Origin of the sequence: Protofrankia sp. BMG5.30 (genome assembly GCF_001983005.1) — a bacterium.
Lineage (GTDB): Bacteria > Actinomycetota > Actinomycetes > Frankiales > Frankiaceae > Protofrankia > Protofrankia coriariae.
The window spans coordinates 42,179-63,699 of the sequence record NZ_MOME01000003.1 but is presented as its reverse complement, the minus strand read 5'-3'; the positions used below and the strand labels follow the sequence as shown (position 1 = coordinate 63,699).

Here is a 21,521-nt window from a genome sequence, read left to right as displayed (position 1 = left end):
ATGCCGGTCGGGACGATCGGACTCGCCGGACGACGGGAAATCGGGTGCCGCTGGAGCAGACCGCGCGAAGAGTCCCGTGCGTCGGGGCGATCATCATGAATGCCGCCGGCGCGCTGCTGCTCGTCCAGCGGGCCAGGGAGCCCGGCCGGGGGCTGTGGTCGCTGCCGGGCGGGCGGGTCGAACACGGGGAGAGCGACAGCGCCGCGCTCGTCCGGGAGGTCCGCGAGGAGACCGGCCTGGAGGTGACCGTCGGGCGGCTGGTCGGGCGGGTCACGCGGCCAGGGCCGGACGGAGCCGTCTACGACATCGCCGACTACGTGTGCGACATCGGCGGCGGGATCCTGCGGGCCGGGGACGACGCCGCGGACGTCCGCTGGTGCGCCGACCTGCGGGCCACCGCCCTCACCGAAGGCCTGCTGGACATCCTCGCCACCTGGGGCATCACGACCGCGTAGGCGCCATGCCGGCGTACAGGGCGGAAGGAGGTGGCGGCGGAAGGAGGTGTCAGGTGCCGTTGGGGACGGRGCGGCCGGGCTGCTCGCCGCCGCGGGCCTCGCCGTAGGAACGCTTGGGCACCATCACCTTGCGGCGGTAGATGCAGACCAGGGTGCCGTCCTGGTTGTAGCCGCGGGTCTCGACCTGCACGATGCCCCGGTCGTCCTTGCTCTTCGACTCGACCTTGCCCAGCACCTCGGACTCGCCGTAGATGGTGTCGCCGTGGAAGACCGGCTTCACATGCCGGAGGGATTCGACCTCGAGGTTGGCGATGGCCTTRCCGGAGACATCCGGAACGGACATGCCGAGCAGCAGCGAGTACACGTAGTTGCCGACGACGACGTTCCGTTTGAACTGGGTGGTCTCCTCGGCGTAGTGCGCGTCCAGGTGCAGCGGATGGTGGTTCATGGTCAGCAGGCAGAACAGGTGGTCGTCGTATTCGGTGACCGTCTTGCCCGGCCAGTGCTTGTAGACCGCGCCGACCTCGAACTCCTCGTAGTAGCGGCCGAACTGCATGATGCGCTTCTCCTCGCTCTCCCTGGCGCTCCCCGCCGCGGCACGGGATCCGCCGTCGCGAACCCACCCGGGCCCGATCCTTCCAGGTCGGCCGGGCACCTGCCCGATTCACGGCCGTACCCGATCCGCGATCGGCGGATGGCCACGGTCCGACGGCGGATCGTGGTAAATCGTCGCGGTGCGGTGACGGCACGGTGGCGGGGCAGCGACGTGGTGGTGGGCATGGGGCATCCGCCCGGTGTCCCGACGGCCACGGGGCTCGGGTCCAGGGCGCTCCGGCTCGTCCCAGCGTGGCCATGTCCGCTGACGTCCGTCAGGATGGGGACGACAGCAGGGACGACGGCGACGACCGCGGCGATGACGGGGCGGGACGACGMCGGCCGGAGCGCGCCTGGTGGTGATCCGATGATCCGGGCCTGGCGGGGCCGCACCGGACCGGCTCCCGTCCCGCCGGTTCCGGCGGGAATCCCGGGACCGGCGGGACGGGAGCCGGTGTGGAAAGCCGGCACCGGCGCGGAAGGCCAGCGTGGAAAGCCGGCACGGGAAGAGTGTGATCGTGTCGCCCGCGGCCCTCTCGACGAGGAGCCCTGGTACGACCGGGACGTGAGGAGTTGGCGATGCTGCTTGGCGTACACGTGGTCCGGTTCACCTGGCCGGGCGGGGCGGAGACGATCGGGCCGGTCCTGGGACGTGCCGCCCGGGTCGCCGACGACGCGGGCGTGGCCCGTCTCAGCGTGATGGACCACTACTTCCAGATGGAGGAGATGTTCCCGGCCGACGAGCCGATGTTGGAGGGCTACACCACCCTGGGGTTCCTCGCCGCCCACACGTCCAGGCTGCGGCTCGGCCTGCTGGTCACGGGCGTGACCTACCGTCACCCCGGGCTGCTCGCGAAGATCATAGCCACCCTGGACGTGCTGTCGGGCGGACGCGCGGAGCTCGGCATCGGCGCCGCCTGGTACGACCGCGAGCACCATGGGCTGGGGGTGCCGTTCCCGCCGGTCGCCGAGCGGTTCGAKCGGCTGGAGGAGACGCTGCGGATCTGCCGGCAGATGTGGAGCGAGGACAACGGCCCCTTCACCGGCCGGCACTACCAGCTTGCCGAGACGCTGTGCGTGCCGGCGCCGATCAGCCGGCCCCGCGTGCCGATCCTGATCGGGGGCAGCGGGGAGCGCAAGACGCTGCGCCTGGTGGCGACCTACGGCGACGCCTGCAACCTGTTCGCTCCTTCGGCGGACGTGGTGGCGCACAAGCTCGACGTGCTGAAGGCGCACTGCGACGCGGTCGGCCGCGACTACGCGGAGATCGGCAAGACGATCATCTACAACGGCGACGCGCTGGCCCGGGAGGACACCGGCGCCTTCCTCGCCGAGGCCGAGCGGTACGCGCGCCTCGGTATCGACACCGTGATCGTCGTCCCGCCCGGCGGTGAGGCGGTGGACGCCTGGGTCGAACGGATCTGCGTCCCGGTCGTCAAAAACCTCGCCGACATCGCCGTCACCGGCTGAGCTGAAGCGCGGTCGCCGACCGGGCCGTCGCCAACGGACATCGACGGATGCTGGCTGACGCCAACGGAATCGCCGTCGCCGGCCGATCTTTTCTTCTTCTTCGCTTCGCTCTTCTTCCCGCCGGTTTCTTCCCCGCCGGCCGGGGTCGGGCGGCCCACCGTGGCGGATCCCGGCTCTGGCCGGCGCCAGCCCCGGGGGCGACGTTCCAGGCCTGGACGGCGTCCGGAGAATTGGGTTTCCGGAGGCGGATCCGGTGGAACCGTGGATCAGGGTCGGGTCGTTACCCGGTCGGACGCGTCTGTCGTCATGGGGAACGGGCGGTCGCCGGGTGCCGGTTGTCGGCTGGAAGCCGGTATCCGTCACGATGGCCTCGCGGGAGTCACGCCCGCGGACGTCGAACAACATGCCGATCAGCGACATGCCGACAGGCGACGGGTAACAGGCGACAGGGCAGATGCGGAGGCCACCATGGCGCAGGTGCTGAGCAAGGGCGCGAACGCACCGTTGTCCACTACCGACGTACGGGTGGAGATCAGTTCGTCCACGCCGTTGGACATCGCCGCGCTGCTGGTGACCGCGAATGGCAAGGTCCGCTCCGACGCCGACTTCGTGTTCTTCAACCAGCCCACCGGGCCGGGGGTACGGCTGCTCCCGCCGTCCGCGCTCGAGTTCACGCTGACGCAGGTACCGTCCGACATCGACAAGATGGTCGTCACCGGCAGCCTGGACGGCTCCGGCCCGCAGACCTTCGCGGCCGTCAGCGGGCTGCGGGTCGTCGTCCGGGCCGCCCGGGGTGAGGAGATCGCCCGCTTCGACCCGGTCGAGCTGACCGTCGAAAGCGCGCTGATACTCGTGGAGCTCTACCGGCGCCAGGGGGCGTGGAAAGTGCGCGCCGTGGGGCAGGGGTATGCCTCCGGCCTCGCAGGTATCGCCACCGACTTCGGGATCACGGTGGACGATCCGGGTGCCCCGCCGGTCGACCCGCCCACCCAGATCGTCACCCCGCCGCCGGGGCAGCAGTGGGGAGCCCCGGCGGGGCAGCCCGCGGGCGGCCAGCCCCAGTGGGGGGCGCCGTCAGGGCAGCCCGCCGGGGCGGGGGGCGGCTGGGGCGCGCCACCGTCCGCACCGCCGCCGGCCCAGCCGCCGCAGCCGACCCAGCCGTGGGGGCAGCCGCAGCAGTCCCCGGGGCCCTGGGGGCCGCCGGCACCGGCGCAGCCCGCTGGGCAGCAGCACTACTGGGGCGCACCGCAGGGCCAGCAGCAGGCGCCGCCGCAGGGTGGCGGCTGGGGCGGTGGCCAGCCCCAGCCCCCGGCCGCACAGCAGGGCTGGGGTGCGCCGCCGTCCGCGTCGGCCGGCGGTGGGGGCGGGGCGCCGGTGAACCTGGACAAKGGCCGGGTCTCCCTGCGCAAGGGCCAGAGCGTCTCGCTGGTCAAAACCGGCGCCCCGCCGCTGACCCGGGTGCGGATGGGCCTTGGCTGGGATCCGGCGTACAGCGGGCGCCAGATCGACCTGGACGCCTCCTGCATCCTCTTCGACGGCCGGGGCAAGGACGTGGACAAGGTGTGGTTCATGTCCAAGAAGGGCGCCCGCGGCGCGGTCCGCCACTCCGGCGACAACCTCACCGGTGCCGGTGAGGGCGACGACGAGACCATCTTCGTCGACCTGGCCGCGCTCCCGCCGAACGTCGAAGCCCTGGTCTTCACCGTGAACAGCTTCCAGGGGCAGCGCTTCACCGAGGTCCGCAACGCCTTCTGCCGGCTGATCGACGACTTCACCGGGGCCGAACTCGTCCGGTTCGACCTGTCCGAGTCGAAACCGCAGACCGGGCTCGTCATGTGCAAGGTGGCTCGCCAGCCCGGCGGCCCGAACTGGACGATGACCGCCATCGGCGAGTTCCACGACGGCAAGACCGTGCGCGCGATGGTCGGCCCGTCCAAGCAGTATCTGTAGAGCGACGATCCGTGGAGCGGGGAGCCGTGGGGTGACGGCTCCGGCCGTGTTACGGGCCGGCTGTCGTCAGGGCCGGGGCTGGTAGCAGCCCTCAGCCCTGACCCGGCAGCACCCGGCAGAAAAATTAAAGCCGTGTCACGGTGTGTCCCGTGGCGTTTTCCCGTGGGAGTTCGTGGATGTTTCACGAGCTCCCACGGGAAGTTTTCCGCAGTCTTCTGTGACTCCGCGGGCTTCGTGGCCCCGCCGGTTCCGCGAGTTTTTCGCGGTGATGCGCCCCGCGGCGGCCCGGCGGCCTACTGCTGCAGTTTGTAGTCCCGCAGCAGCGCGCGGCTGATGATCCGCTTCTGTACCTCGGACGTACCCTCGCCGATGAGCATGAACGGCGCCTCCCGGAAGAGCCGCTCGATCTCGTACTCCTTCGAGTAGCCGTATCCGCCGTGAATGCGGAACGACTCGGTCGTCACCTCGAAACAGTATTCGCTGGCGAGGTACTTGGCCATGCCGGCCTCGACGTCGTTGCGCTGGCCGCTGTCCTTCTTGCGGGCCGCGTTCACCATCATCAGGTGGCCGGCCTCCACCTTGGTCGCCATCTCCGCGAGCTTGAAGGCGATCGCCTGGTGGTCGGCGATCTGGTGGCCGAACGTACGGCGCTGCTGGGCGTAGGAGATGGCCAGTTCAAATGCCCGGATCRTGATGCCGCAGGCGCGGGCCGCGACATTGACCCGGCCCACCTCCACGCCGTCCATCATCTGGTAGAAACCTTTGCCGCGGCCGTCGAGGCCACCGAGGATCGACGATGCCGGCACCCGGTGGTTGTCGAGCACCATCTCGGTGGTCTCGACCCCCTTGTAGCCGAGTTTCTCCAGCTTCCCAGGGATCGTGATGCCCTCGTGGGTGCCGAACCCGGGTTCCTTCTCCAGCAGGAACGTCGTCATGTTCCGGTAGACGGAGTCGGCGCCCTCGTCGGTCTTCACGAGAGTCGCGACGAGGCCGGCGCGGGCACCGTTGGTCAGCCACATCTTCTGGCCGTTGATCACGTAGTCGTCGCCGTCGGGAGTGGCCCGGGTGGTGATGGCGGACACGTCCGAACCACAGCCGGGCTCACTCATCGAGAAGGCGCCGCGGATCTCCCCGGTGGCCATTTTCGGCAGGAGCCGCTGCTTCTGTTCCGGGGTGCCGTGCTGGATGAGGAGGTAGGCGACTATGAAATGTGTGTTGATGACTCCCGACACGCTCATCCAGCCGCGGGCGATCTCCTCGACGACCAGGGCGTAGGTGAGCAGTGACTCRCCGAGCCCGCCGTACTCCTCGGGAATTGTGATCCCGAACAGCCCCATCTCCTTCATGGCCTCCACGATCGCCTCCGGGAACTCGTCCTTGTGCTCGAGTTCCGTGGCGTATGGCAGAATCTCCTTGTCGACGAATGTGCGCACAGCCGACAAAATGTCGACCTGGACGTCCGTCAGACCATCGGTCTGCGCGATCCTGCCCATGGTGTCCGCTTCCTTTCTCGCCATACCGTGGTCGACCCGTGCCATTTCCGCACCGGTTGCCGGAAATCACGTTCGGGTCGTCGCATACTTATGAGAAGTATCACGGCATTCGGGGGCGGACGCCAGCGACGCCAGTGGCTCGCTCCTTGCCCGGCACCATCCCGGCCTGCTGCCCTCCCGCGCCAAGGCCAAGGCCAAGGCCAAGGCCAAGGCCAAGGCCGGGGCCAGCGGGCCGTGCGGCCCGGTCGAGCGCGTTCGGTACCAGCCCGCGGAGCGGTGTCGGGATCACTGCGCAGTATCAACGATCACTGTTCGTATCGTCCGATATCGGGTGTATGGCCCATAGGGTAGTCATCCAGGGGGCTTGATGTTGTGGGTGCTGGCATGCCCGTTGTGCCTCCGGAGGTGTGGTGTTCTCGTTTCTTCGCAAGGTCCGCCAGGAGCCGCTCGGTGGGATCCGTCAGGGGACGCCCGCCTGGCGGCACCTGGCCGCGGTGGCGACGATCGCGGTGGCCGCGGCCGGTGTTCTGACGGCCGGCTACCGGTCCGGGGGCGTGGGGACGCTGCGGGCACCGGTGTCCCCGGTCGCCGCGGACAGCCCGGACGCCACGGGCATCCCGGGCAGCGAGGCGGCCGGCAACCCGCTGGCCGGCGTCCGCTTCTACGATGATCCCGACAGTCAGGCGGACGCCGCCGCGGCCCGACTGCGCGGCGGCGACCCCGCGAACGCGGCCCTGCTCGACAAGATCGCGAATACCCCGCAGGCGCTGTGGCTCGGCGACTGGTTCCCCACCGCGCAGGTCCGCGCCACGGTCGCCGCGCGGGTCGGCAGTGCGCGGGCCGCCCAGGCGATCGCGGTGTTCGCCGTCTACCACATACCGGCCCGCGACTGCGGCGGCTACTCCGCCGGCGGGGCGGGCTCGCCGGACGAGTACCGCGCGTGGATCTCGGAGGTCGCCGCCGGCGTCGGCACGGGCCCTGCCGTGGTGATACTCGAGCCGGACGCGATCGCCGGCGCGGACTGCCTGCCCGCCGCCGACCAGCAGACGCGCTACACGCTCATCCGTGAGGCGGGCACGCTGCTGACCCAGCACGGGGCCACCGTCTACCTCGACGCGGGGCAGCCGGACTGGCGCAACGCCACCGAGATGGCGGGACGCCTACGGCTTGCCGGCGTCACCGCCGTGCGCGGCTTCGCCCTGAACACGGCGAACTTCGTCGCCACCACCGACCTGCTGGCCTACGGCAACCGGATCGTCGCCGAGCTCGGCGGCAGCGGCCACTTCGTCGTCGACACCAGCCGCAACGGCTACGGCCCGGCCCCGGACAAGCAGTGGTGCAATCCGCCGGGCCGGGCGCTGGGAGCCCGTCCGACCACACAGACCGGTGACGAGCACGCGGACGCGTTCCTGTGGGTGAAGGGCCCCGGCGAGTCCGACGGCACCTGCAACGGCGGCCCGCCGGCCGGCAGGTTCTGGCCGGACTACGCCCTCGACCTGGCCCGCCGAGCGCCCTATTAGCTCGTCTTAGCTCGTCCCACAGGCCGCCACCGGCACAAACGCGGTCAGCGGCACCGCCGCCCACCGCGTCCGCATCCGTCTCCAGGGTTCGGGATCAGGGTGACGGCCCTGGTGGGCAGCTCGCCGTGAGCGCTATCGATCCTTGAAGATGATTCGTAGCCAGATGACGTGTGGACCCGGCCTGCCGGGGATCGGCTCCCCGTACTGCCACAACGCCCGGCCGTTCGGCGCCCACGTCAGCTCCCAGACGCCAGGGATCTTTTTGAAGCGTTTGACCCGCAGACGCTTGTCGAAGTCACGGTCGGCCGCGAGCCCCTGCATGAACAGATCCCTGGCACGGCGGAAAGCGGCCTACTGCTCGGCAGTGAGATGACGGTATTCGGACAGGAAGCGGCCAATTGGCTCGTATATGGGCACAGATCCCACGATAGGGGACGCTTCCGATGCAACGAGTGAGGCTGTGGCGCTGTGGATAAGCAGCGAGTCAGCTTGCCTGTGGGTAGGGCTTCGCGGACAGAGAGTCAAGGAGGGCGTCGAACGCGGCGTCGCCTTCACAGATCACCGACCGGTCGGCCGCGAGGTCCGCGAGCGCTTCCTGGATCATATTCTCGGTCTCGGAATCTGCGTCGATCTCCTCGACGTCACGGAGAACGCGCGGTAGCTCGGGCTCGCTCATGCTCGCTCCGCCTCCAGTACCGTCTTCGTCTCGTCAGTAACGTATCTTAACCTCGAGTAGCAGAAAGTACTTTCAGAAAGTCTTTCAGAGAGTATTGCGGATCAGGGTTGTCGCAGCTCCGGGTCTCGCTCCTGGGTGATGCGCCACCAGCCCCGCCGRCTCGTCCCAGAGCGGGAAGTACCCGCCTGGCAACGTCCTCGGCGCCTGTCGGCGCATCCCGCGTCAGCGCGCCCCGTGAACCATTCGACTCCGTGGCGTACTCGCCCAGACATGCGCCAGTCGCCCCCGCGCGGAGCGGACGAGTGCGCGAACGCAACGGTGACGTGGTCAGCGGCGTTCCCGGCCCCGTCTTCCGTATGTCACGGCTCCGTTCGCAGGCTCCGGCGCCTGGAGCGGAGCATGAGGGTAGCCTCGCGCCGTGAGGCCGAACCATCAACCGTTGCGGTGGTCGGCCGTGACGGCGGGTATTTGGCTGTGGCGGGCGTCGCGCCAGGTGTTCGGTGGGGCGGGTGTCATGACGGGTGGCCGGCCGTGACGGCGGCGTCGGGGCGGATGTTCTGCCGGCGGCTGGCGGGGCTGCTCGTCCTCGACCCCAACGGTGACGTGGTCGGACGGCTGCGAGACGTGGTGGTGACGGTGCGGCCCGGCAGCCAGCCGCCCCGCGTCCTCGGGTTCGCGGTCGAGGTGCAACGTCATCCGATCTTCGTCCCGATCGGTCGGGTGACGGGGGTGGAGTCGGGTGCCGTGGTGCTGTCCTCGGCCAGGTTGAGCTGGCGCCGGTTTTCCCAGCGTCCCGGTGAGACGCTGGTGCTCGGTGAGCTGCTGGACCGGCGGGTGACGCTGGTCGCCACCGGCGCCCCGGCCACCGTGGTCGACGCCGCGATCGAACAGGTCCGCGGCGGCGACTGGGTCGTCGACCAGGTCGCGGTACGCATCGGTCGGCGGCGCCGTGGCGAGGTCCGCACGGTCTCCTGGGCCGAGGTCACCGGGCTCGCCCTGCCGGAGGAGGATCAGGGTGCGGCCAACATGCTCGCGGTGTTCGAGAAACTGCGGCCGGCGGACCTTGCCGCGCTGCTGCGGGACCTCTCCGACAAACGCCGCGTCGAGGTGACCGCGGCCCTCGACGACGAACGGCTCGCCGACGTCCTGGAGGAACTGCCCGAGGACGAACAGGTCGAGTTGCTCGGCGGGCTCGCCGACGAGCGGGCCGCCGACGTCCTGGAGGCGATGGGCCCCGACGACGCCGCCGACCTGCTGGGGGACCTGCCCGCCGGGGAGGCCGAACGGCTGCTACGACTGATGGCGCCGTGGGAGGCCGCGCCGGTCCGGCGTCTGCTCGTCTACCCCGACCGGACCGCCGGAGGCATGATGACCAGCGAGCCGGTGATCGTCGGCCCGAACACGAGCGTGGCCGAGGCGATCGCGCGGATCCGGGCGCCGGAGCTCTCCCCGGCGCTGGCCGCGCAGGTGTACGTGGTGCGCCCCCCGTTCGAGACGCCCACCGGGCGTTACCTCGGGCTCGCCCACTTCCAGCGGCTGCTGCGGGAACCGCCCGGGGCGCTTGTCAGCGGTGTCGTCGACGTCGGCATCACCCCGCTGCGGCCGGAGGCGTCGCTGCAGGAGGTGACCCGTCACCTCGCGTCGTACAACCTGGTTGCGGTTCCGGTGCTGGACGACGGCGCCCGGTTGGTGGGGGTGGTCACCGTCGACGACGTACTGGATCATCTGTTGCCGGCCGGCTGGCGGGAGCACGACCTCGGCCCGGACGCCCCGAACTCGGACGCCCCGAACTCGGACGCCCCAGCCCTGGACATCCCGGGCACGGGAACCCGCAAGGCAGGCGTTTCGGGTGCGGACACTCCGGATGTGGATGCCCGGGACGCGGGCGCCTCAGGCCTGGACGGCCCGGGCGCGGACGGCTCGGGCGCGGGGATCCGATGAGGCTTCGTCGTCGTACGGGCAGGCTCGATCAACCTAGTCCGTCCCGCCGGTCGGCGCTGGTCCGCCGTCCCTACGAACCGGACGCCTTCGGCCGGGTCGCCGAGCGGATCGCCCGGTTCATCGGGACCGCGCGCTTTCTGGTGGCGCAGAGCATCGTGGTGGTGCTGTGGATCGGCTACAACATCATCGTGCCCCGTGACCTGCGGTTCGACAACTACCCGTTCATCTTTCTGACGCTGGCGCTGTCCCTGCAGGCGGCGTATGCCGCGCCGTTGATCCTGCTGGCGCAGAACCGGCAGGACGACCGGGACCGGGCCAACCTCGCGCAGGACCGGGAGCAGACCTCACGCCAGCTCGACGACACCGAGTACCTCGCCCGCGAGATAGCGGCGATCCGCATCCGGGTCGGGGAACTGGCCACCCGTGACTATCTGCGCTCCGAGTTGCGGGCGGAGCTGCGGGCGCTGCTGGCCGAATCCCTGGGGACGTCCGTGGGGACGTCCGTGGGGACGTCCGTGGGGACGTCTGCGGGGACATCGTCGGTGGGGACGGACGCGGGAACAGGTGAGGACGTCGGCGACAGGCGTCGCCGCGGCCCCGGATCATGGGATCGGCGGCCCGAACGCGGCAGCTCCACCGACCGGCGGCTCCAGAGCCCGTGAACCGCACACCCGACCGGACGGCGTCACCAGACGTCACCAGAGGAAGAAGACATCACCGGGAGAATCGGGATCGTTCCTCACGGTGGGAATCCGGCTGGCGTCCTCGGACCGAAGCGTCCGCGGGCCGAGGAGCTAGGTGAGAGATCCTCGACACAGCGTGAGAATGGACAGGGCGATTTCGACCCCGCGCGGYCCGAGCTCCCGCGACCAGGCTGTGATGATCTCGTTTTCCCGTTCGTGCTGGATGCGCGGACCGCCGTCCGCGGAACGCAGCGCCTGAATCTGCTGGGATATCTCCAGACGGGCGCCGACGAGCGCGCGAAGCTGTGTGTCGATCTCGTCTATGGCCTGCCGGCCGTCCGCGATCGAGGAGACCGCCGGTGCCGGCGTGGCGGCGGGAAGCGCGTGGCTTGTCATCTGGGCTCTTTTCATTCGGGACCCGGCCGTCCCGGAGCCGGACAGGCCCGGGGAAAGTCCGGGCCTTGAGTCTCGGCGTGTCGCGTCAGATACGCGGCAGTGCAGGGACCGTGCCCGGTCCCTGGTAAAAATGATCTGGCGATCTGCTCGCGCGGCGCGCGCAAAGAGGAGATCCACCGGGCATGGCTACCAGCATGCCAGCCGAGATTGCCACCGTCCAGCGGTCCGTCCGGCTCGCACCGTGACCTCCCACGGCCCAGAAGCGGTCGGGACGTCACGCCGCTGTCATACGGGCGCCACACGGATGCCRCACGGGACGTCCGGCGGATGCCGAGCAGGACGTCCGGCGGATGCCGGAAGGRCACCCCCGAAACCGCGCCGGGACGCCACCGGGACGGTGTCAGGAGGGATGGGAGGATCGTCCTCGTGGACCAGTTGCAGTTGGACGGCATGCCGCGGCGGCTGTTCGTGTGCACCCCGTCGAAACTGTCCGCGTTCGCGGAGTGTCCCCGCCGCTACCGGATGGCGTATCTCGACCGGCCGGCGCCGGTGAAGGGGCCGCCGTGGGCGCACAACTCCCTTGGTTCCAGCGTGCACAACGCCCTGCGGGCCTGGTGGGACGAACCGCTGGCCCGCCGCACGCCGACCCGCGCCGCCCACCTCGTCCGACTGCTGTGGATCGTGGACGGCTGGCGGGACGCCGAGCAGTCCACGACCTGGCGGGAACGGGCCGCGGAGATGGTCGGGCGCTACGTGGCCACCCTCGACCCGGCCCGCGAGCCCAGAGCGGTGGAACGCCAGGTCGCCGCGCGCACCGACCGGCTGGCCCTGTCCGGGCGGGTCGACCGGCTCGACGACCGGGACGGCGAGCTCGTCGTCGTCGACTACAAGACGGGACGCCGACCGCCCACCGACGACGACGCCCGGGTCTCCCCGGCGCTGGCGCTGTATGCGCTGGCGGTCTCCCGCACCCTGCGCCGTCCCTGCTGGCGGGTGGAGCTGCACCATCTGCCCACCGGCACCGTGGCCAGCGCCGAGCACGACGAGGCGTCGCTGGGACGTCAGCTGCGGCGGGCCGAGGCGCTGGCCGACGACGCCGAGCGGGCGGCCGAGGCGCTGCGCGGCGGCGCCGGGCCGGACGCGGCGTTCCCGCCGCAGCCGGGCCGGTTGTGTTCCTGGTGCGACTACCGGCGGCACTGCCCCGAGGGCCGCGCCGCCGCCCCCGACCGCGCCCCCTGGGACGCCGTCGCCGCCGCCGAGCCGCCCGGCTGAACCCCGTATCCCCGCGCCAGCCCGTATCCCCGCGCCCGGCTGGGGAGCGTCAGAGGATCTTGGTTGGTGTTTGTCCGGGTAGGGCTGTGACCCGTGGAAACGCCTGAACGCCGCCGTCCGCCACGCCTCTGTTCGGGCGGCCCCTCCGAAGTGTCCGAAGGATGCGAATGCAGTGCTGTCAGAGCGGCACCGGATTCACATCCTTGCCCATGGGCTGTCGTATGGATCATGTGAATGGCCTCTGTTTCCGGTCGCGGCTCCGCCGGCGGTTTCAGCCGAGGAGCGTCCGGGACCTGCTCGTTGTCCGGTAGGCCGGCGGGAGCTGGGCCATGATGGCTTCGTGACAGAGCGAGCGAGTGCCGGCCAGCCGAACACCGCGCCCTCGGCCGTGTCGCAGGCCGTGTCGCCGATCATGTTGCAGGACGCCCGGCTGCCCGGTGGCGGCCAGGCCCGGCCCGCGGGCGGCCCGTTGCGAGTGTCGGCGAAGGCCGGGACGTTCACCGAGTCGGTGATCCGGGAGATGACCCGGCTCTGCCTGGCGCACGACGGCATCAACCTCGCGCAGGGCTTCCCGGACTTCCCCTGCCCGGCCGAACTGAAGGAGGCGGCGAAGGCCGCCATCGACGCGGACGACAACCAGTACGCCATCACCTGGGGCGCGAAGGCCTTCCGGCACGCCATCGCCGCCAAGGTCGCCCGTACCTACCCGGGGTGGACGGTGGACCCGGAGACCGAGATCTGCGTGACCTGCGGTTCCACCGAAGCGATGATCGCGACCATGCTCGCGCTGGTCGACCCCGGCGAGGAGGTGCTGCTCTTCGAGCCCTTCTACGAGAACTACGGCCCGGACGCGATCCTCTCCGGCGCGCGGCCCAGGTTCGTCCCGCTGCACGGGCCCGACTGGAGCATCGACGAGGCGCAGCTGCGCGCCGCCTTCTCCGACCGGGTTCGGGCCGTTGTCATCAACACGCCGCACAACCCGACCGGCAAGGTGTTCACCCGCGCCGAGCTGGAGCTGATCGCCGAGCTCTGCCAGCGGCACGACGCGCTCGTCCTCACCGACGAGATCTACGAGCACATCCAGTATCTCGGCCCGGGCGGGCATATCCCGCCCGCCACCGTCCCGGGGCTCGCCGATCGCACGGTCACCATCAACGCCCTGTCGAAGACCTATGCGGTGACGGGCTGGCGGGTCGGCTGGACCATCGCCCCACCGGCCTACACCGCCGCCATTCGCAAGGTCCACGACTTCCTGACCGTCGGGGCCGCCGCGCCGTTGCAGGCGGGCGGGGCCGCCGCCATGGCGCTGTCGCCGAGCTACTACGACAACATCGTCACCGACTACCTCGAGCGCCGTGACCTGCTGTGCGGCGCGCTCGCCGCGGCCGGCTTCCACTTCCGGCCACCTGACGGTGYGTACTACGTCATGTGCGATACGCGATCGTTCGACCCCGATGGGGACGACGTGGCCTTCGCCCGCCGGCTACTGAAGACGGTCGGGGTGGCATCGGTCCCCGGATCGTCGTTCTTCAACGAACCCGCGTACGGGCGTCACATCATACGTTTCGCCTTCCCGAAACGGCTGGACACCCTGCGGGCGGCGGCCCAGCGGCTGGCCACCCTCGCCTGACACGCCCCGCCGCGCGCCCGCGCCCCGCGCACCCCGTGCCGCCCCACGGGTGGCCGCGGGGACGCGGCTATGCCCGGCCGCCGCGCTCCGCCGCGGGCTTTTGCGGGACCGAGGGCCCCGGGATCAGCACGTCGTGAGCAGGGAGGGGACGGGCAGCGGATACCGGCCGGCGGCGGCCCGGGCGCGTCCCCGGCGCACCTCGGCGGCCAGCCACCGCAGGTAGGCGTCGACGCCGCCACGGTGGTGTGGCCGCGACCACCGACCGCGCAGGTCGCCGACTGGTGACCGCGATGCTCCGGCGGCGCCGGTAGCGGCCAGCATCACCGATCGTGGCGGCAGCAGATAGCGGCCGCGCAGGTACTCGCCCAGCCAGCGGGCCTGCGCCTCAGCGAGCCGGACGGCGTCGGTGACACTGATCGCCCCGGTGCCGCCGGCCGGCCCCGGCCCCGACCCCGGCGACACGCCGCCTGGCAGGACGCCACATCCGTACACCCCTTCCGCGTCCGGGTTGAAAACGCCGCCGAACAACGCCGATGGGACGGCGGGCGGGCTGCTCAGCCGATACGCGGCGGCCTTTCCGACGACAGGCCCGACGACTCCGCCGAGGAGGACCACGGCGTCCCATCGAGTCACCGGCTGGTCACCGCCGCGGACATCGAACGGCCGGCGGCCGTCGTCCTGCGGGTGAATCCCGTAGCCGCCGCTGTCGAGCCTTGTGAACCGCCCGGCGAAGCCCCGCTCGTCCGGGAACTCCCCACCGGTTCTGGGAGACTCCCCGTCGGCCCCGGCGGGTCCTCCGGTGGGCGAGGGGGGCACCGCCGCCGGGCCGTCCGCGTCGTGCGTCGCGCGATCGTGTGTCACGAACAGGTGCGCGTCCAGCCCGGAGTCGATGAGCACGCGCAGCGCCGTACCGGCGGCCGGACCCGCACCGAACACCGCTACCCGGGGAAGTTGAGCCACGATCGGCAAGAGTAGGCCACATCCGGCTGCCCGTGACACCTCCCCGCCGTGTCGCCAGGCTGGCTCACGGTGTCGTCGGGACTGGACTGTCGGTGTTGTCGGGCTGGGGTCACCGGCCTGGTGCCACCGTCAGGTGGGCTGGGAGGCGGCGGGTCTGATGCGGCAGCGGGTCCTCCTCCGTCCGCTGGCGTGGCGGTGTCATCACGAGGCGCCGCGGAGCGTCCCGGGGGATCATCCGGGCGTCGGGCACCGGCCTGGCAGGGCGCGTCCTGGCGCGGCGTGCCGTAGCGTCCCCCGACCCGGGGACCTGCCGTAGCCGGCGTGGCAGCGCGAGCAGCGCGGTACGTGTCGCCCGTGCGCCCAGGCAGGCGGCGGCGTCCAGCAGCGGCGTGTCGGGCAGGCCGTAGAGCCGCCGGGCCCAACCAGGCAGCATCCCGACCGCGATCGCGCTCAGGGCGGACCACGCCGGGCGCGCGGGCGTGGTCCGCGACACCCAGCGGGGCATGGGCGGCCGCAGGATGAACGAGATCATCTCGTGGGATTGCGAGGTCACCCGCAGGTGAGGGCGAATCCGGGCAAAATAGCGGGCAACCGCGGCCCGACTGTCCGGGACATCCTCCGCCGGGATGCCGATCAGCTCGGCGGCACGCACCTGCTCGGCGAAATAGGCGTCGGCCTGGCTGTCGGTAAGGCGCAGCCCGCATCGACGGGCTGTCGTGAGGAAGGACTCGACCTCGCTCGCGTGCACCCACAGCAGCAGTTCGGGATCGGCGGCCCGGTAGGGCCGGCCGCTGGTGGGCTCGATGCCACGGATACATGCGTGCACGCGACGTACCCGTTCGGCCGCGTGCCGCGCCTGTTCCGTGGTTCCGTAGGTGATCGTTTCGACGTAGGTGGCGGTGCGTAGCAGACGTCCCCACGGGTCGGCCCGGTAGGCGGAATGCTGGGCGACGCCGGCCATGGCCAGCGGATGCACGCCCTGCAGGAGCAGCGCGCGGATACCAGCGATGATCATGCTCGGATCGCTGTGTACCCGCCAGGTCATGCTGGACGGCCCGAACAGCCCGACATCCGGGCCGGGGCTCGCCGCCACACTGCCGCTGTCGGTGCTGTTGTCGCTGCTGCTGGTGCTGTCGGTATCGGTATCGGTGGTGCTGTTGACGCTGGTGGCACCGCCCGCGTCGGCCATCGGCCGGCAGGACCCGGATCGTGTCACGGCATCAGTGACCTCGTTGACTCGATGCCGCTGATCAATCACCTGAACATCCCCGTTTCTTACTCTCAGAAATCAAATAGCAACTAATAGTTCCACATCGACCATGATGGATGCATGCAGGGTGCGTTACGTGTCCAGATTGCGATCAGATGGTGATGCAATGCCGGGCGATGCGTGCATGCGCCGCTCTGAGTGAGTCGTTGCGGTGTCGCGTGGYCGGTGCCACGAACTAACGTGGCCTCATGAGCGTTGTGAAGATCAATGCACTGACCGTCCCGGCCGAGCTGCGGGCCACGCTGGAGCAGCGGTTCGCTGGTCGGGCCGGCATCGTGGAGGCCGCGGACGGTTTCGAGTGGTTCGAGCTGCTACGGCCGGTGGAGGGCACCGACACCTACCTCGTCTACACGCGTTGGCGTAGCGAGGAGGACTTCCAGAAATGGCAGGCGTCCAACGCCTTCCAGGCCGGGCACGCGCAGGCGGCGGCGGACGCCGCGGGTGGTCCGGCGCCGGCCGGTCATCCCGGAGCCGGCGGTCACCCCGGCGCCGGTGCGCCAGCCGGCCATGGCGCGCCGGCTGGTCATCCCGGATCTGGTGCGCCGGCCGGTCACGGCGGACCCGGCGGTCACCCCGGGGCCGGTGCGCCGGCCGCGACCGCGGCCACGCTGTGGTCCTTCGAGGTCGTCCAGTCGGCCGCGCCCAGGAACGAGAAGGCCTAGGCCACGCCTCGCCACCCGAAGCCTCTCCGTCCGTAGGTGGAAGCCGTCACCAGGACAGCGGTTTCCACCTACGGCTTCCGCGCCTGTAGGTGGAAACCGCTGTCATAGGGGAGGTTTTCACCTACGCCCGGCCGGTGGCTGGCGTCCTCGATCTCGCCCACGAACTCCTCGACCACGTCCTCGAGAGCGATGACGCCGCGGGTCGTGCCGTTCGGCCCGGGTATCCGGCCGAGGTGGCAGCCGCTGCGCTGCATCAGGCGCAGGACCTCGTCCAGCGGCAGGTCGGCGCGGATCTCGACCATCGGCCGCAGCCGGCGTGGCGGCAGCGGTTCGTCCCGGGCGTCGCCGTGGATACCGATGACGTCCTTGGCGTGCACGAAACCGACGATTACCGGTCCCGGTCCGGCTGGGACGTCGCCGTCGGCGGCGCGTACCGGGAAGCGGGAGAAGCCGGTCCCGGCGACCAGCCTCTCCAGCTCGGACGCGGTCACCGACCACGGGACGGTCACGATCTCGACAACCGGGATCATGATGGTGCCGGCGGTCCGCTCGGACAGTTCCAGTGCGCCGGTCAGCAACTCGTGCTCGGTGTCCTCCAACAGGCCCTGCTGCCGGGATTCCGCGATCATCACCGCGAGCTGGTCCGGGGTGTAGGCGGTGCTCAGCTCGTCCACCGGATGGACGCGGACGAGCCGGACACACCGGTTGGCGACGGCGTTGAGAAAGACGATCAGCGGGCGGGTCAGGCCGGCGAACCGGAGCAACGGCGGTGCGAGCCAGCGGGCGGTCTTCTCGGGGCCGGCCAGCGCGATGTTCTTCGGCACCATTTCGCCGAGCACGATGTGCAGGCAGACGACGATCAGGAGCGCGAGCGCGAACCCGATCGGGTGATGGAAACCGCTGGGGACGCCGAGCCCGTCCAGACCCCCCTCGATCAGGTGGGCGATCGCGGGCTCGGCCACCGCGCCGAGCCCGAGCGAGCAGATCGTGATGCCGAGCTGGGAAGCCGCGAGCATCAGCGACAGGTTCTCGATCGCGGTGAGGACGCTGCGGGCCTGGTGGTCGCCCTCGGCCGCATACGGTTCCATCTGGTCGCGACGGACCGAGATGACGGCGAACTCGGCGCCGACGAAGAACGCGTTGCCGGCCAGCAGGAAGATCGCGCCGACAAGATAGAGCAGGGTCATCGCCGTGCCCGTCCGGCCGGGCCGTCGGCGCCGACGGCGCTGCGCGGAGCGTGCGGGCCACGCGGGCCGGACGAGTGACCGGCGTGCCCGCTCCGGCGGGTCCGGGCTGGCTGGTCGGGTGGGCGGCCCGCCAGCCGGACACGGCTGACGCGATGATGGTCCATCTCCTCGACGGTGAGCAGCCGGCCTTCGACGTAGACCTGGTCACCCGGCTCGGGAATGCGCCCGAGCCGGTGCAGGACGACGCCGGCGACGGTCTCGTACGGGCCGTCGGGCAGCCGGATACCGGTCAGGTCGGCGACCTCGTCCGGGCGGAGCAGGCCGGAAAGCGACCAGCTCCCGTCCGGCCCGGCGGTGGCGTCGGGTCTTTCCGGCGCGTCGTACTCGTCCAGGACATGGCCGACGAGTTCCTCGACGAGGTCCTCCAGGGTGACCAGGCCGGCGGTGCCGCCGTACTCGTCGATGACCACGGCGATCTGGAGGCTGTGCCCGCGCAGGGTGGTGAGCAGATCGTCGCAGCTCAGCGATGCCGGCACCACCACCGGAGCGACCATGAGCAGGCTGACCGGTGTGCTGCCGCGCTCGGCCGGCGGCACACCGAAGGCGTCCTTGACGTGGACGACCCCGACGACGTCGTCGACGTCCCCGGGAACAGCCGTGACGCTCCCCGGGCCCGGCGGCTCGGCGGCCTGGCCTCCGCCGCCGCCGCGGACGGTGGTGCCGCGGACGGTGGTGCCGCGATCGGCGCCCGTATCCCTACCGGCACTCGAATCCCTGTGGGCGCCGGTATCGGGCGCGGCGGCACCGGAGGAGCGCAGGACGGGGAAACGGGAGTGGCCTGATTCCCCGGTGACCCGGAGCAGTTCCGTGACGCTGTCGTCGGCGTGCAGCGCGACCACCCGCACCCGCGGCGTCATGACGTCCTGGGCGGCGCGCTCGCGCAGCCGCAGGGATCTGCCCAGCAGACTTGCGGTGTTGCCGGGCAGCGTGCCGTGCTCGGCCGACGAGCGCACCAGCCAGCCGAGCTCGGACGGTGATCTGGCCGATCGCAGTTGGGTCCGCGGCTCGATCCCCAGCGCGCGCAGCAGCCGGTTGGCGGAGCCGTCGAGAAGCGTGATGATCGGTCGGCAGACGCTGGAGAAGAGCATCTGCGGCCCGGCGACCCACTGGGCCGTGGCCACCGGTGTCGCGACCGCGATGTTCTTCGGGAAGAGCTCGCCGAAGACCATCTGGGTGACTGTCGCGATCAGCAGGGCGGCGGTCACCGCGACGGCATGGCCGACGCCGGCTGGCAGGCCGGTCGCGTTGATCGCCGGTAGCAGCAGGGAGGCGATCGCGGGCTCGGCGATGTAACCGAGTACCAGCGACGTCAGGGTGATTCCCAGCTGCGCGCCGGAAAGCTGGAACGACAGCGACCGGACGGCCCGCAGCACCCGGGCCGCGCGGTGGGAACCGTCCCGCGCCGCCTGCTCGAGCCGGCTGCGGTCGACCGCCACAAAGGCGAATTCGGCGGTCACGAACAGCCCGTTGGCGGCGATGAGGGCGACGACCAGCAGCAGGCCGAGAATGTCACCGATCATTGCGGTGGCGGGGGCCGGCGAAAGCCACCGCGGTGCTCGGACGATCGGGAGCCTGCCGCGGACGCCGCTGTCGAGGCCGCCCGGAGATCCCGCCCGGGCGGTACCGGCGCGCCGCGTGCCATCTCCTCATCCTCACAGACCTCCGCCGTGCCGCCCAGAGGTTTCCCGGGCCGGGGCCCGATGCCCAACCAGGTACGCCGACAGGAAGGCCCACGGCTGATCATGGACGGATGAATGCGTGTTCTTTTATGATTTGTCCGAAATAGAGATCGAGTTTTTCAGGTATCGGTGATGTTGTTGTGGCGTGGGGTGTTGTGGTTTTGCGCCGACGCTTGGAGACTGATCTGTATGGCTCGCGTCTTCGCCGTCACAAACCAGAAGGGTGGCGTCGCCAAGACGACGTCCGTGGCGAGCCTCGGCGCCGCGCTGAGCGAGTTGGGATGCCGGGTTCTGCTCGTTGACCTCGACCCGCAGGCATGCCTGACGTTCTCCCTGGGCCTGGATCCAGACGTCATCGAGCTGTCCGTGCACGATGTGCTGCTGGGCCGGCTCAGCCCTGGYCTCGTGGTGCGGCGGACCGAGGACGGCCCGGATCTGCTGCCGGCGACCATCGAGCTGGCCGGCTGCGAGGCCGTGCTGTTGTYCCGCACCGGCCGTGAGCACGCGCTACGGCTCGYGCTCGCCGAGATCGACGAGCGCTACGACTTCATCCTGATCGACTGTCCGCCCTCGCTCGGAATCCTGACGATCAACGGGCTGACGGCGGCGGACGAGGTGATCATCCCGTTGCAGTGCGAGACCCTGTCGCATCGCGGTGTCGGGCAACTGCTCGACACCGTCCACGACGTGCAACGTCTGACCAACGCCGAGCTGCGGGTCCGCGGGGTGCTGCCGACCCTGTTCGACGCCCGGACCGCGCACGGCCGCGCCGTCCTGGCGGACGTTTCCGCCCGGTACGCGGTCGCGGTGCTCCAGCCGCCCATCGCGCGGTCGGTCCGGTTCGCCGAGGCGCCGGGTTCCGGACGTTCGATCCTCACGACGGCGAGACGTTCCAGGGGGGCGGCGGCATACCGGGCGCATGCCCGGGCGCTGCTGGCGGGCTCCGCCACCGGGGCCGCGTCCGACCCTCGAGGAGAGGGCGGCGGCGGGGCCGCGGCCCGAGGGACGGCTGGGAGCACGCCCCGGACGGCGTCCGCGGTGCCGCCGGTACCGACGCCACCGGGCGGATCACCGGCTCGCCCGCCGGTGGCGGCCGGCGTGGTGGCGGGCATGACGGCCGGCGCGGTAGTCGGCGCGGCGGCAGCGGCGGCGGCAACCGGCACGGCGTCCGTAGCCGGCACGGTGTCCCGGACCACGAGCCGGTGAGTGCCCGCCGGGAAGCGGCTGCCGCGTCCGCCGGTTTCGACCGGCTACGGCCGCGCAGCGCCGCGCAGCCCCCACCCGCGGCCCACGAGCGCTTTGCCACCCCGGTGACGGTAGGCCGGGACGTCCACGGCAAGCGGGCGCTCTACAGCGGGGGCAGGCCGGGCACACCGGTCACGCCGGTGGACAGTGGGCTGGATGTGATGTGTTCCCGCTGCGGGCAGACGACCACGCTCCGGCCGCGTGAGGCGGTCGCCCTGTTGCTCCCCAGCGTGCATGTGCCGGTGCCACGATTGCGGCATCGGTCCCTGGTGCGCTGCCCGGCATGCCGGCGGATCGCCTGGGTGCGCATCCGGCTGCGGGTCCACACCTCCGTCGAGCCCTGACGGGTCCGGCCGGGTGGCCGGCGGCGCGCTTCAC

Annotated in this window: 20 protein-coding genes; 11 read left to right on the top strand and 9 right to left on the bottom strand. The window is 71.0% G+C overall.

Going from position 1 to position 21,521, the window contains the following annotated elements; all coding sequences use genetic code 11:
• Positions 1 to 50: 50 nt before the first annotated feature.
• The gene (locus BL254_RS00655; protein WP_076842231.1) at positions 51 to 455 is read left to right on the top strand and encodes an NUDIX hydrolase; all 405 of its coding nucleotides are present in this window, start codon (positions 51 to 53) and stop codon (positions 453 to 455) included.
• A gap of 49 nt (positions 456 to 504) precedes the next feature.
• Here BL254_RS00655 and BL254_RS00650 read toward each other — a convergent pair whose 3' ends face one another.
• Entirely contained in the window at positions 505 to 1,011 is a 507-nt protein-coding gene (locus BL254_RS00650) for a MaoC family dehydratase (protein WP_076842218.1), read from the bottom strand.
• Positions 1,012 to 1,628: 617 nt separating this feature from the next.
• Here BL254_RS00650 and BL254_RS00645 point away from each other — a divergent pair.
• Both BL254_RS00645 and BL254_RS00640 read left to right on the top strand, forming a co-directional pair.
• Positions 1,629 to 2,519: an LLM class F420-dependent oxidoreductase gene (locus BL254_RS00645; protein ID WP_076842217.1), complete on the top strand. Its 891-nt coding sequence runs from the start codon at positions 1,629 to 1,631 to the stop codon at positions 2,517 to 2,519.
• 468 nt (positions 2,520 to 2,987) lie between these two features.
• Positions 2,988 to 4,469: a TerD family protein gene (locus BL254_RS00640; protein WP_076842216.1), complete on the top strand. Its 1,482-nt coding sequence runs from the start codon at positions 2,988 to 2,990 to the stop codon at positions 4,467 to 4,469.
• A gap of 293 nt (positions 4,470 to 4,762) precedes the next feature.
• Here the strand turns inward: BL254_RS00640 and BL254_RS00635 are convergent, their stop codons facing one another.
• Positions 4,763 to 5,962, bottom strand: coding sequence for an acyl-CoA dehydrogenase family protein (locus tag BL254_RS00635; protein ID WP_076842230.1), 1,200 nt, complete (start codon positions 5,960 to 5,962; stop codon positions 4,763 to 4,765).
• Positions 5,963 to 6,372: 410 nt separating this feature from the next.
• Between BL254_RS00635 and BL254_RS00630 the strand changes: the two genes are divergently transcribed.
• Positions 6,373 to 7,482: a glycoside hydrolase family 6 protein gene (locus tag BL254_RS00630; RefSeq protein ID WP_083730737.1), complete on the top strand. Its 1,110-nt coding sequence runs from the start codon at positions 6,373 to 6,375 to the stop codon at positions 7,480 to 7,482.
• A gap of 132 nt (positions 7,483 to 7,614) precedes the next feature.
• Here BL254_RS00630 and BL254_RS00625 read toward each other — a convergent pair whose 3' ends face one another.
• Together BL254_RS00625 and BL254_RS00620 are read right to left on the bottom strand one after the other, a co-directional pair.
• Positions 7,615 to 7,803 carry a hypothetical protein gene (locus tag BL254_RS00625; RefSeq protein ID WP_047221148.1) on the bottom strand — a complete coding sequence of 63 codons (189 nt, stop codon included), beginning with the start codon at positions 7,801 to 7,803 and terminating at the stop codon, positions 7,615 to 7,617.
• A 163-nt stretch (positions 7,804 to 7,966) separates the two neighbouring features.
• Complete coding sequence (locus BL254_RS00620) at positions 7,967 to 8,158, bottom strand: hypothetical protein (protein ID WP_047221147.1); 192 nt, start codon at positions 8,156 to 8,158, stop codon at positions 7,967 to 7,969.
• Positions 8,159 to 8,710: 552 nt separating this feature from the next.
• Here BL254_RS00620 and BL254_RS00615 point away from each other — a divergent pair.
• Both BL254_RS00615 and BL254_RS00610 read left to right on the top strand, forming a co-directional pair.
• On the top strand, positions 8,711 to 10,099 hold the full coding sequence (locus BL254_RS00615; protein WP_076842228.1) for a magnesium transporter MgtE N-terminal domain-containing protein: 1,389 nt from the start codon (positions 8,711 to 8,713) through the stop codon (positions 10,097 to 10,099).
• Positions 10,096 to 10,761 carry a DUF1003 domain-containing protein gene (locus BL254_RS00610; RefSeq protein ID WP_076842215.1) on the top strand — a complete coding sequence of 222 codons (666 nt, stop codon included), beginning with the start codon at positions 10,096 to 10,098 and terminating at the stop codon, positions 10,759 to 10,761. Before BL254_RS00615 ends, BL254_RS00610 begins: the two co-directional genes overlap by 4 nt.
• A 132-nt stretch (positions 10,762 to 10,893) precedes the next feature.
• Here the strand turns inward: BL254_RS00610 and BL254_RS00605 are convergent, their stop codons facing one another.
• Positions 10,894 to 11,178, bottom strand: a complete 285-nt coding sequence (locus tag BL254_RS00605) for a chorismate mutase (RefSeq protein ID WP_052914179.1) — start codon at positions 11,176 to 11,178, stop codon at positions 10,894 to 10,896.
• Positions 11,179 to 11,604: 426 nt separating this feature from the next.
• Between BL254_RS00605 and BL254_RS00600 the strand changes: the two genes are divergently transcribed.
• On the top strand, positions 11,605 to 12,450 hold the full coding sequence (locus BL254_RS00600) for a PD-(D/E)XK nuclease family protein (protein WP_047221144.1): 846 nt from the start codon (positions 11,605 to 11,607) through the stop codon (positions 12,448 to 12,450).
• 412 nt (positions 12,451 to 12,862) lie between these two features.
• Entirely contained in the window at positions 12,863 to 14,080 is a 1,218-nt protein-coding gene (locus BL254_RS00595) for a pyridoxal phosphate-dependent aminotransferase (protein WP_076842227.1), read from the top strand.
• A 123-nt stretch (positions 14,081 to 14,203) separates the two neighbouring features.
• On the opposite strand, the gene BL254_RS00590 is transcribed toward BL254_RS00595, so the two are convergent.
• Positions 14,204 to 15,049, bottom strand: coding sequence for a hypothetical protein (locus BL254_RS00590; protein WP_139342105.1), 846 nt, complete (start codon positions 15,047 to 15,049; stop codon positions 14,204 to 14,206).
• 100 nt (positions 15,050 to 15,149) lie between these two features.
• Positions 15,150 to 16,256: an oxygenase MpaB family protein gene (locus BL254_RS00585; protein WP_254857658.1), complete on the bottom strand. Its 1,107-nt coding sequence runs from the start codon at positions 16,254 to 16,256 to the stop codon at positions 15,150 to 15,152.
• A 242-nt stretch (positions 16,257 to 16,498) separates the two neighbouring features.
• On the opposite strand from BL254_RS00585, the gene BL254_RS00580 reads away from it, so the two are divergent.
• Complete coding sequence (locus BL254_RS00580; RefSeq protein ID WP_047221142.1) at positions 16,499 to 16,972, top strand: antibiotic biosynthesis monooxygenase; 474 nt, start codon at positions 16,499 to 16,501, stop codon at positions 16,970 to 16,972.
• A gap of 68 nt (positions 16,973 to 17,040) precedes the next feature.
• Here the strand turns inward: BL254_RS00580 and BL254_RS00575 are convergent, their stop codons facing one another.
• Both BL254_RS00575 and BL254_RS00570 read right to left on the bottom strand, forming a co-directional pair.
• Positions 17,041 to 18,159 carry a hemolysin family protein gene (locus BL254_RS00575; RefSeq protein WP_047221141.1) on the bottom strand — a complete coding sequence of 373 codons (1,119 nt, stop codon included), beginning with the start codon at positions 18,157 to 18,159 and terminating at the stop codon, positions 17,041 to 17,043.
• The gene (locus tag BL254_RS00570; RefSeq protein ID WP_047221140.1) at positions 18,156 to 19,739 is read right to left on the bottom strand and encodes a hemolysin family protein; all 1,584 of its coding nucleotides are present in this window, start codon (positions 19,737 to 19,739) and stop codon (positions 18,156 to 18,158) included. Before BL254_RS00570 ends, BL254_RS00575 begins: the two co-directional genes overlap by 4 nt.
• 348 nt (positions 19,740 to 20,087) lie before the next feature.
• Here BL254_RS00570 and BL254_RS00565 point away from each other — a divergent pair, with 348 nt between their 5' ends.
• A complete protein-coding gene (locus BL254_RS00565) occupies positions 20,088 to 21,104 on the top strand; it encodes a ParA family protein (protein ID WP_076842213.1) in 1,017 nt (338 codons plus the stop codon).
• Entirely contained in the window at positions 21,101 to 21,487 is a 387-nt protein-coding gene (locus BL254_RS00560; protein WP_254857656.1) for a hypothetical protein, read from the top strand. The genes BL254_RS00565 and BL254_RS00560 overlap by 4 nt, the downstream gene beginning before the upstream one ends.
• Positions 21,488 to 21,521: the final 34 nt, after the last annotated feature.